General features: G+C 72.1%; 10 protein-coding genes and 1 tRNA gene. 6 read left to right on the top strand and 5 right to left on the bottom strand.

Going from position 1 to position 10,245, the window contains the following annotated elements; translation table 11 throughout:
• Window positions 1-86: 86 nt before the first annotated feature.
• Window positions 87-1,859 carry a metallophosphoesterase gene (locus AB0C15_RS31310; RefSeq protein WP_357358113.1) on the bottom strand — a complete coding sequence of 591 codons (1,773 nt, stop codon included), beginning with the start codon at window positions 1,857-1,859 and terminating at the stop codon, window positions 87-89.
• A 103-nt stretch (window positions 1,860-1,962) separates the two neighbouring features.
• Between AB0C15_RS31310 and AB0C15_RS31305 the strand changes: the two genes are divergently transcribed.
• Window positions 1,963-2,036: transfer RNA gene (locus tag AB0C15_RS31305), tRNA-Thr, on the top strand.
• A 183-nt stretch (window positions 2,037-2,219) separates the two neighbouring features.
• The gene (locus tag AB0C15_RS31300) at window positions 2,220-3,065 is read left to right on the top strand and encodes an SGNH/GDSL hydrolase family protein (RefSeq protein ID WP_357358111.1); all 846 of its coding nucleotides are present in this window, start codon (window positions 2,220-2,222) and stop codon (window positions 3,063-3,065) included.
• Window positions 3,066-3,089: 24 nt separating this feature from the next.
• Here AB0C15_RS31300 and AB0C15_RS31295 read toward each other — a convergent pair whose 3' ends face one another.
• Window positions 3,090-3,734: a class I SAM-dependent methyltransferase gene (locus AB0C15_RS31295; protein WP_357358109.1), complete on the bottom strand. Its 645-nt coding sequence runs from the start codon at window positions 3,732-3,734 to the stop codon at window positions 3,090-3,092.
• 61 nt (window positions 3,735-3,795) lie between these two features.
• Between AB0C15_RS31295 and AB0C15_RS31290 the strand changes: the two genes are divergently transcribed.
• Complete coding sequence (locus AB0C15_RS31290) at window positions 3,796-4,416, top strand: DUF4240 domain-containing protein (RefSeq protein ID WP_357358107.1); 621 nt, start codon at window positions 3,796-3,798, stop codon at window positions 4,414-4,416.
• On the opposite strand, the gene AB0C15_RS31285 is transcribed toward AB0C15_RS31290, so the two are convergent.
• Entirely contained in the window at window positions 4,407-5,024 is a 618-nt protein-coding gene (locus tag AB0C15_RS31285; RefSeq protein ID WP_357358104.1) for a pyridoxamine 5'-phosphate oxidase family protein, read from the bottom strand. The two genes, AB0C15_RS31290 and AB0C15_RS31285, sit on opposite strands and share 10 nt — an antisense overlap.
• A gap of 165 nt (window positions 5,025-5,189) precedes the next feature.
• Between AB0C15_RS31285 and AB0C15_RS31280 the strand changes: the two genes are divergently transcribed.
• Genes AB0C15_RS31280 through AB0C15_RS31270 form a run of 3 tightly spaced genes read left to right on the top strand, consistent with a single transcriptional unit; the run spans window position 5,190 to window position 7,362 of the window.
• The gene (locus tag AB0C15_RS31280) at window positions 5,190-5,693 is read left to right on the top strand and encodes a DUF2231 domain-containing protein (protein WP_357358102.1); all 504 of its coding nucleotides are present in this window, start codon (window positions 5,190-5,192) and stop codon (window positions 5,691-5,693) included.
• Complete coding sequence (locus AB0C15_RS31275; protein ID WP_357358100.1) at window positions 5,693-6,244, top strand: Hsp20/alpha crystallin family protein; 552 nt, start codon at window positions 5,693-5,695, stop codon at window positions 6,242-6,244. Before AB0C15_RS31280 ends, AB0C15_RS31275 begins: the two co-directional genes overlap by 1 nt.
• Before the next feature lie 8 nt (window positions 6,245-6,252).
• A complete protein-coding gene (locus AB0C15_RS31270; RefSeq protein ID WP_357358098.1) occupies window positions 6,253-7,362 on the top strand; it encodes a glycosyltransferase family 9 protein in 1,110 nt (369 codons plus the stop codon).
• A 6-nt stretch (window positions 7,363-7,368) separates the two neighbouring features.
• Here AB0C15_RS31270 and AB0C15_RS31265 read toward each other — a convergent pair whose 3' ends face one another.
• On the bottom strand, window positions 7,369-8,247 hold the full coding sequence (locus AB0C15_RS31265; protein WP_357358096.1) for a glycosyltransferase: 879 nt from the start codon (window positions 8,245-8,247) through the stop codon (window positions 7,369-7,371).
• A complete protein-coding gene (gene rfaE2 / locus AB0C15_RS31260; protein ID WP_357358094.1) occupies window positions 8,244-10,079 on the bottom strand; it encodes a D-glycero-beta-D-manno-heptose 1-phosphate adenylyltransferase in 1,836 nt (611 codons plus the stop codon). Before rfaE2 ends, AB0C15_RS31265 begins: the two co-directional genes overlap by 4 nt.
• Window positions 10,080-10,245: the final 166 nt, after the last annotated feature.

Raw genomic sequence — 10,245 nt, 5'->3', positions numbered from 1 at the left:
GTCAAAATTCGGCCTTGGCGTTACGCATACCTCTTTATCAACAAGGTGGGGTTGGGGGGTGGGTGGGGGGGTGGGTGGGTGGGGGGTTAGCGGAGGACTGTGGGGGGTTCGGTCAGGTGGGGGGTCAGGGGGGCCTTGGGGGTCAGCCAGCTTTCGGTGGGGGACTGGTCGGGGTTCACCTGCCAGTCGCGGGAGACCCGGTCCACCCCGAGCGGGTAGATGGTCAGCGTGCCGTCCGGGTCGATGCGCAGCCGCAGGAACGACTTGGAGTCCTCGATGCCCTGGCCGGCGAAGAGCTCGTTGACGTTCACCCCGAACGAGCTGGCCACCAGTAGGTACGCCGCCACCAGTTGGCTGGCGACCAGGCCGATGACCGGGCCGTAGAGCACCGCTGCGGCGGCCGCCGGCAGTGGCCACGGCCAGCCGTAGAACGGCAGTGCCAACCACGCCCAGGTGCCGGCCGCAGCCAGGGCCACCTGCGCCACGCCGTGGCCAACGCCCAGGATCCAGTGCCGCGCGTGACGCTTGCCGCTCGCGCTCGGCGGCTTGGCGAACAGGGCCGCCCCCAGCACCGTCACGATCACCATCAGCACCAGCGGGACGCTGAACAGTCGCTGGTCGGTGCTGTCGGCCCAGTTCGCCGTCGCACCCGCCATGGCCAGCATCAGCAGCGTGTGCAGAGTGCCGAGCAGTGTCGTGAAGCCCGGGTTGCGGAACGGCAGCCGGGGGAAGATGCCCCAGCCGTAGCGGCGGGACCGTGCGGCGTCGGGGTAGCGGGCCACCAGGTCGTACGGTCGGGCCGAGCTGGCTTTGCGGGCCAGCGTGTCCCGCGGTGGCACCTCGATGCGCTCCAGCAGCTTGTGCGTGGGGTAGAGGTACGCGCCGCCGCCGCCGCAGGTGATCAGCTGCCGGTCCGGCCCGGAGTAGCGGGCGTAGTGGTGCAGGTCGCCGGAGAGCAGCAGCCGCACCCGCGCCCCGGTCGGATCGATGATCGTCCGGATGAAGTAGTCGATCGAGTCGTACGCGGTGGGGTTGTCGGCGGCCTTGATCCAGGTCGGCGAGGGCGCGGCGATGATCACCTTGGACTCCGGCCCGAGCCGCCGGGCCACCTCGTCGAAGTAGGCCAGCTGCGGATCGTCGAGGTAGGAGCCGGACTGGTCGTCGACGCCGAGGAACCACCAGCCGGCCGGCAACTCCACGGCGAAGTACGACCGGGACTGCCCGGTGGCCCAGCCCGCGAAGTTCCGGTCCCGGGAGCGGACGAACAACCGTAGGAACGCGGTGAGGCCGTCGTACCAGTCGTGGTTGCCGGGCACCGCGAAGAGCGTGGGCTTCTCGGCCGGCGCCACCGGCAGGGCGGCCTGGTAGGGGCCCTTGCAGCGGTCCTCGTACGCGGCGTAGGCCGCCGACGGGTACACCTGGTCGCCGCCCATCACCAGGGTCTGCGCCCGGGGCAGGCGGTGCCCGTCGACGGTCAGCTCCGGCTGCGCCAGCAGGTACGCCACCGAGTAGGTGGAGTTGAAACCGTCGCCGAGGTCGGCCACGTAGTCGAGCCACAGCCCGCCGTCCGGCCCGACCTGGCGGAAGATGTCGTCGCCGAACGCGTTCTGCAACTCACGTTTGTCGAGGTACGCCCCGAAGAGCACGGCGAGCAGCGTCCGGATGCCGGTGCTGATCAGCAGGAACGGCGCCAGCCACGGCACCGGCTTGCGCGGTGTGAAGCCCAGCTCCAGCGGGTCGGTGCTGCGCGGGCGGTGCGCGACGCGTTCACCGGCCGGCGGGGGGTCGGGACGCTCGGGCTGGGGGGAGTCGTCGCGTTCGTCGCTCACCCGCCGCAGCGTAGTCCCGCCCTGGATCATCCGCTGTCCGGCAAACGACCAGATGTCCGCTTGGTGCGGGTAGCTGCGTGGGGGTATCCCGTTCGGGCGGTGCCGCCGGGGTGCCGTACACTTGCTGATCGTTGCCGCCTTAGCTCAGTCGGCTAGAGCGACGCACTCGTAATGCGTAGGTCGACGGTTCGATTCCGTCAGGCGGCTCGGCACGGAAGCCCAGGTCATTGGCCTGGGCTTCCGCCGTTTCCGAGGTCGACGAAACCGCCGCCGGCACCCGCGAACGCGACAGCCACGGGCGCGCCACGGCCACACCGTTTCGTTAGTCTGCCCAGCGCCGACTCCAGGCAACGACGAGCAAGCCGCCGCGTCGGTGGCAAGGGGGAATCCATGAAGTTGCGTCCCGCGCTGTTAGGTGCCATCGCCTTCGCTCTCGCGGCGGTCGGCTCGCCGATCCCCACCGAGACACCCGTCGCCGCGCAGACCTCCGCTGCCGCCTGTCCGGTGCCGGGGCGACCCACGACGAAGATCCTGACCGTGGGCGATTCGATAACCGAGGGCGCGACGATGACCGAGTCGGCGACCGCTGGTTACCGTGCGGAACTGGGGCGACTGCTCGACCAGAGCTGCGTCCCGCACGAGTTCGTCGTCGCGGCTGTCGGCGGGGTGACCTGCAACTACTGGTCGTCGCGGATGGCCAGCCTGGTCACCACGCACGAACCTGACCTGATCCTGCTGAACTGCGGGACCAACAACAACCTGTCGGCGGCCAGCGAGGCGCAGATCGTCGCCTTCGAGCGCACCTACCGGACGCTCTTCGACAGCGCGTTGGACCTGGACCCGGAGGTCGTCATGTACCCGTCCTGGGTGCAGTACAGCGCCGGGCACGCCACCACTGGCTGCACGACGCCACCGGGTCCGAGCCCTGCCTGGCTGCCGGCGAGCGAAGCCAAGGTCAACGACGCGATCTATCGCAGCGTGCGGGTGATCGACGAGTACGGCAACCGCGTACCGACCTGGATCGACTACCAGTCCATTCCCGAGGGCTACCTGGACGAGTGCGGCGTGCATCCCACGCCTGGCGGTTACGACGTGATGGGTCGGCTGGCGTACAACGCCATCGCTCCTCGGCTGGGTGTCGCGCCGGCACCGCTTCCGTGTGGGTTGGTGGGCCGGCGGCCGGGCTCTTCGGTCGGCCAGTGGGTGCCGTGCGCCACGATGAACCTCAACCCCTGATGACCGAGGCCTGACAACGGACGATCAGGGCTGGCGCCGCCCGACGATGACCCCACCGAGCCGGCTCTCCGCCGACGTGACGGTCGACTGCGAATCCACTGTGAACCCGTGCTGACGCATCCGGGCCGCCACCTCGGCTGGCTGACGGCGATGGACGCGCACGTTCATCGGGTGGCCGCCGTAGCCCTCCGTCTTGAGGGTGGTCTCGTCGCCCACGTGGAAGCCGAGCAGCAGCGGGCCACCGGGCCGCACCACCCGCCGGAAGTGCGCGAACACGGCGTCGATCCGGTCGTCGGGGATGTGGATGAGGGAGTACCAGGCGACCAGGCCGGTGACCGAGTCGTCGGCCAGGTCGAGGTCGGTCATCGAGCCGACCTCGAACCTCAGCCCAGGATGATCGCGGCGGGCCACCTCGATCATCCCGGGCGAGAGGTCGATTCCGAAGGCGTCGACGCCGAGCGTGTGCAGGTGGGCGGTGATGCGCCCGGTTCCGCAGCCCACGTCCGCGACCGGGCCACCGCCGGCGGCCTCCACCAGCTCCGCGAACGAGGCCAGCCCGGCTCGTTCGTACGGTGCTTCCGCGAGGAGGTCACGCACCAGGCGCGCGTAGCTGACCGCGACCGTGTCGTACGAGGTGCGGGTCGCTGCCAACCAGGCGTCATCGTCCACGATGGCAACGCTAGAGCAGAGTCCCGGCGGAAGTGTCGGTGCCTGTCGATACGGTCCGGTGGTGACCGTGACCACCGATGCACCTGGGACGATGCCCACCCCCGCCGACGAGGCCCGACTGTGGGCCCTCGTCGAGGCGGCCTGGGCCGAGTTGGGCGCCGAGCCCTTGGCGTTGCGTCAGGCCCTCGTCGAGCGCGACCCCGCCGCCGCCGCTGACGACGGCGACGACGACGCACCGCTCTATGCGATCGACGCCTGGCTCGACGCGTTTCTGGGCCGGCTCCGGCAGTTGACCGCCGAGCTGACCGGGTCCGAGCTGACGGATCTCGACCGGGTGGTGGAGCGCAAGCTGTACGACATCGATCGGGAGGACATCCACGAGGTGACCGACGGGTCGGACGACGGCTTCCTCTACGCCCGTGGGTTCATCGTCGCCCTGGGGCGGGCCTACTACGAGGCCGTCCGCGCCAATCCCGCCATGGCGGTGCCGGACGCCGACTGCGAAGGCATGTGTTATCTCTTCGCGCACCTGCACAACGACCGGTTCGGTGCGTGGCCGGAGACCGGCTCGGGGATCTCCCGCGAGTCGTTCGGCAACCGGGCCGGCTGGTCGGTCTGGAGTGACGACGAGCCGGATGCCGAAGGTCAGCCGAGCCGGCCCGACGGTGCGGCTCAGACGTAGATCTTCGTGGCGTACTCCGGGCCGTAGTACCGTTCCAGGTCTTCGAGGTTCTCGTTCGGCGCCTCGACCTCCTTGACCAGACGTGCCCGCGACGGCAGGGCGTCGGGCTGCCAGGTCTCCGGCTTCCACAACGCCGACCGCAGGAACGCCTTCGCGCAGTGGTAGAAGATCTGCTCGATCTCCACCACCACGGCGAGCACCGGCCGGTGCCCCTTGACCAGCATCTCGTCGAACCAGGGCGCGTCGCTGACCAACCGGGCCCGCCCGTTGATCCGCAGCGTGTCGGTCCGCCCGGGGATGATGAAGAGCAGCCCGACGTGCGGGTTGTCGATGATGTTGTGGTAGCCGTCGGCCCGCTTGTTGCCCGGCCGTTCGGGCAGCGCGATCGTCGTGTCGTCGAGCACCAGGGCGAACCCCGCCGGGTCGCCCTTGGGGGAGACGTCGCAGCTGCCGTCCGCGCCGGCCGTGGCCACCAGGCAGAACGGCGAGGCGGCGAGCCACTCGCGATCCCGTTCGTGCAGGCGGGGGCGTTCCTTGTTGGCGGCCCGTGCGTTCGGCACGCCGAGCAGTTCGCGTAACTCCTCGTGCGAGGTGATCTCCACCGTCACGTTGGTCCTCCCCGAGCCGTTGATCCGGTGGCGGGCACCACCGTTCGTCAGCCTAGGCCGCCGTGACCAGCACGAGGTTTGTGCCAGGTCGCCTGGGGTACGGGCTCACCCGACGCCCGCCGCACGTGACCGTTGAGCAGGACGCCGACAAGTGGAGGCCGGGAGATGGAGAGCCGACTCAAGGTACTGGGCCACCCGGTCCATCCGATGTTGGTCATGTTCCCGGTCGCGTTGCTGGCCACCGCGGTGCTGTTCGACCTGGTGGACACCGTGGGTGGTCCCGACTTTCTCGGCGAGGTCGCCTACTGGAACATCACCGTCGGCCTGATCGGCGGGCTGCTCGCCGCGGCGGCCGGCTCGTTCGACCTGTTGGCGATCCCGGCCGGCACCCGCGCCAAGCGGGTGGGTCTGCTGCACGCGGGGGCCAACGTCGCGGTGATCCTGCTCTTCGCCGCCGTCTGGGCGGTGCGGCTCAACGCGGAGTCCCGAGCCGCCGGTGGGGCACTCGTCGCCATCGAGGTGGTCGCGGTGGCGATCCTCGGCATCAGCGCCTGGCTCGGTGGCGAGCTGGTCGACCGGCTCGGTGTGGGCGTCGACCGGGACGCCGGCCTGGACGCGCCCAGCTCACTACGGCCGCCGACGGCAGCCCAGCGGATCGGAGAGATGTGATGAGCGAGCAGCAGTCCGGTGGCTTCGGTCGGGGCTGGCGGGGCAGCCGGCAACAGGGCTGGGACCCGATGGGGGAGTTGCAGTCGCTGCGCGCCGAGTTGAGCCGCCTGGTCGGTGGCAGGGCCGGGGCGTCCGACGTCGAGTTGACCGAGACCTCGGACGGCTGGGAGGTCGTCGTCCGGCTGCCCGGGGTGGCCCCGGAGGAGGTCGCGGTCGAGTTGGACGACCGCGAGTTGTGCGTGCGGGCCCGCTCGGAGGCGGAGGTCAACGCCGACCACGGCATCCCCGGTGGCTTCGAGACGCGTGGCTTCGAGTACCGGGTCAACCTGCCGTCGCGGGTCGACCCGGACACCATCGACGCGGTCATGGACCACGGCCTGCTCCGGGTGCGCCTGCCCCGGGCGACCCGGCCCGCGCCGCGCACCATCACCGTGGGCCGCACCGGGCCGCGCTCCGGCGACCACTCCATGGGTACGCCGATGCCGGCCGACCCGGCCGCGGACCGGGAGTTGCACCGCCCGGACACCGCCGGCGAGATCGACCGGCCGTAGCGGGCCGGGTGGTCACCGCGTCCGTGCTCGGCCCGGCCGCCGAGCGCCTCCCCGACGTGCGGCGGATCGCCGTGCTGCGCGCCAACGCGCTCGGCGACTTCATCTTCACCCTGCCGGCGCTGGACGCGCTGCGTGCGGCGTACCCCTCGGCGGAGATCGTGTTGCTCGGCGCGCCGTGGCACGCGAAGCTCTGGCGTGACCGGCCCGGCCCGGTGGACCGGGTGCTCGTGGTGCCGCCGGCACCCGGCATCCGTACGCCGGACCCGGGTGAGCCGGAGTCGTCGATGGACGACTTCGTGGCCGCTGCCGCCGGTGCGGGCTTCGACCTGGCGGTGCAGATCCACGGGGGCGGCGCCAATTCCAATCCGCTGGTCAGCCGGCTTGGTGCCCGGGTGACCGTCGGTCTGCGCGCCGAGGACGCGCCGCCGTTGGATCGGTGGCTCCGCTACGTCTACTACCAGCACGAGGTGATCCGCTACCTGGAGGTGGTGGCGCTCGTGGGAGCACCCGCCACCACGATCGTGCCGACGCTTGCGGTGACCGACGCCGACCGGGTCGAGGCGACAGGGGTGCTCGGTCCGGCCGACCGGCCCCGGGTGGCGCTGCATCCGGGCGCCTCCGACACCCGCCGCCGCTGGCCCGCCGAACGCTTCGCCGAGGTGGCCCGGGCGCTGCACGGGGACGGGTACGAGGTGCTCGTCACCGGCACGCCCGCCGAGCGGGACGTGGTCGACGGGGTGGTCGCGGCGGCCGGGGTGCCGGTGCGACCGCTGGTGGGCACGCTCAGCCTCGGCGGGTTGCTCGGTTGCTACGCGGACTGCGCGCTTGTCGTCTCCAACGACACCGGCCCGCTGCACGTGGCCGCCGCGGTGGGTGCGCCCACCGTGGGCATCTTCTGGGTCGGCAACCTGATCAACACGGCGAGTCCGTTGCGCGGCCGGCACCGGCCGATCTGCTCCTGGACGGTGCACTGCCCGGTCTGCGGTGTCGACTGCACGCCCGGCATCTACCCGCACCGGCCGGGCGACGGCGAGTGCCCGCACCGGGACTCCTTCGTCACGGACGTCCCGGTGGCCGAGGTGCTGGAGGCCGCCCGGGAACTGCTTCCTCCCCGGTGACGCCGCTCAGGCCGGCTGCGGGGTGTCCTCCTCGGCGAGAACGACCTCCCACGCCTCCACGTCCCGGTCGGTGACCGTGGTGGGGGACTCCAGGTGGTAGGCGCCGCTGGGCACGATGCCCGCCCCGCCGTAGCGGGCCAACACGGCGAGCTGGGCGGCCACGTCCTCACCCTGGTGCTTCTCCTGTACGCGACGCCAGAAGTCGAAGCCACCCGCGTCGACGAGCTTGGCCCGGTCGTAGAGCACACACCCGCCGATCCAGGAGACCTTGTACGCCCGCCACTCGCCCGCCGGCAGCGCCAACTGCTCGGTGATGTGCAGCAGGTTGGCGGCGGAGTGGATCCGGGCCCGGTTCCACTGCGGAGTGTCGGGCCGGATCCGCTCCGGGGTGGGCGGGCCGGCCCACTCCTCGTAGTGGCCGTGCGACTCCGGCCGCACGTCGTCGACGTACGAGAGCCCGTGCACGCCGTTGCCGACGAACCCGCAGCCCAACTCACCGATCGCGGTGACCAGCCGGTGCAGCGTCCCCGGTTCCAGCCAGATGTCGTCGTCGAGGGTGAGGACGTACCGGGCGGCCGAGGCGGCGAGCAGGTACGCCCGGTGTTCGGCCAGCCCTCGCCGGGGCAGCCGGCGGGTCAGCAGCACCGGGTGACCCCGGTGGCGCAGCGCCCGGACCATGGTGGCCGCGGCGGGGTGCGCGTACGCCGGATCCCCGTCGGACTGGTCGCTGACGACCACCCCGAAACCGGGCAACCCCTCCTGGGCGGCCAGCCCGCCGAGGGTGACAGCCAGCTCGGCGGGCCGGTTCCGGGTCGGAATCAGCACGTCGACGAGCCGGTCGGCGCGGAACTCCGCCGGGGTGCCGAGGCCGAGGGGGCGGTTCACGACGCCTGGGTACGGGTGCGCAGCGACGGGTCCGGCTCCCGGTCGGTCAGGTGTGGCGACGGGTCCTGACTGTGCGAGCGGATCCGCTCGATGATCGCCGAGGTGGAGCGGTCCGGCACGTACCCCAGGGTGCGCACCTGACCGCCGAGTCGCCGCACCAGCGGCGCCTCCGGCACCAGCTCCGGCGGGTAGTCGCCGCCCTTGACGTACACGTCCGGTCGGACCGCCTCGATCAGCGCGGCGGGTGAGTCCTCCTCGAAGAGCACCACGTGGTCCACGCAGGCCAGCGCGGCGAGCAGGGCACCCCGGTCCTCGGCCGGGTTGACCGGCCGGTCCGGGCCCTTGAGACGTCGTACGCTGCCGTCCGAGTTGACCGCCACGATGAGCAGGTCGCCCAATGCGCGGGCCTGCTCCAGGTAGCGCACGTGCCCCCGGTGCAGCACGTCGAAGCAGCCGTTGGTGAAGACGATCGACCGTCCCGCCTCGCGGTGTGCGGCGACGATCGTGTCCAACTCGTCCCCACCGACGAGCGCGGGGTGGCCCGCGGTGTCGGTCGGCTGGTCGAGCGCGGCGAGCAGGTCGTCCCGCCGGCACACGCAGGTGCCGGTGTCCGAGACGGTGATGGTGGCCGCCAGTTGGGCGAGTTGGGCGGCGGTGGGCAGCGGCGCGTCGGCGGCCAGGGCCAACGTCATGGCCGCCAGGTACGCGTCGCCGGCACCCACGGCGTGGCTCGCCGGCACCGGTGTGCTGTGGCTGCGTCGGGGCTCCCCGTCGGCCCCGCCGACCACCGCGCCCTCGGTGTCCAGGGTCACCGCGACCACGTCGGCGCCGGTGTGGGCCCGCAGTTCGGCCAGGCGCGACTCGGCCAGGACAGCGCGGTCGACGCCCTCACCGGCCCGGGTGTTGACGGTGACGCCGGTGCCGGTGACGCTGAGCCCGTCACCGGTGAGGGCCACCCGTCCCTCCCCCGGGGTGGGTTCGCCGACCGGCCCCGGGTGCCCGGGCCGGGGCGGCTCGGCCGTGTTGTCGTCGGTGCGTACCGCGCCCGGGGCCGCGCCCACGGTCATCTCGGAGGGGCCGTCGGTCGGGTCGCCGTGCGGGTGTTCCAGGTGCAGTTCGGTGCCGCCGGTCGGTCGGGTGGTGCCGCCCGCACGGGCCAACAGCCGGGTCGCCTCGGCGAAACTGGGGGTGACCACCGTCGGTGCGAGGCCCCGCCAGTCGGCCAGGTCGTGGGCGTCCAGCGCGACCGTGGCGTACCGCTCGCGGTTGGTGACCAGCCACCCGCGGACCGCCGCCGGCAGCGCGCCCAGGCCGTAGTCGCAGACCACCAGGGTCGGCGCCTCCCCACCGGCGGCGGCGCGCAACTCCTCGGTGGCGCAGCTCAGGGCGGTGAGCAGCCGGCCCACACCGTCGTGGTCCAGGGCATCCTCCGGGTCGCCGGAGTCCTCGCGTAGCAGGATCTGGTTGCCGGCGAGCATCCGCCGCTTCACCGGGGTGGGCCGTCCGGGTTGGTTGACCGTGCGGTCCCAGACACTCGCGCGGTCCAGGCAGTCGTGCAGTTCGTCCCCGGCGACGTCGGCGCCGACGGGTGCCACCAGCACCGCCCGGCCGCCGAGGGCGGCGACGTTGACGGCGGTGTTCGCGGCCCCACCGGCGGCCGAGATCCGCCGCCGCAGGGTGAGGACCGGGGCGGGCGCCTCCCGGCAGAGCCGGTCGGAGTCGGCGAACCGCCATTCGTCCAACATGGCGTCACCGACGATCAGGACTGGGCGTCCGAGCCAGCTCTCCACGACGGTGGCGAGCCGGCGCTGTTCCGCTGCTGCTCCTGCCATGCCTCCCCGGGTCCCCAGCGGCCTCCCGGACAAACCTGCGCGCCGGCCGGCCCCGGCGGGTCGGGTGACCTTCGATGGCTGCTGAGCGGTCCGCACCTGCCCGGACGTGTCGCAGCCTGTCCCGACCTGTCCCGACCTGTTCCGACCTGTTTCGGGCGTTCCCGGG

The sequence above is a fragment of the Micromonospora sp. NPDC048835 genome, assembly GCF_040649995.1.
Classification (GTDB): Bacteria; Actinomycetota; Actinomycetes; order Mycobacteriales; family Micromonosporaceae; genus Micromonospora.
This window is presented reverse-complemented; position numbering and strand designations above follow the sequence as displayed.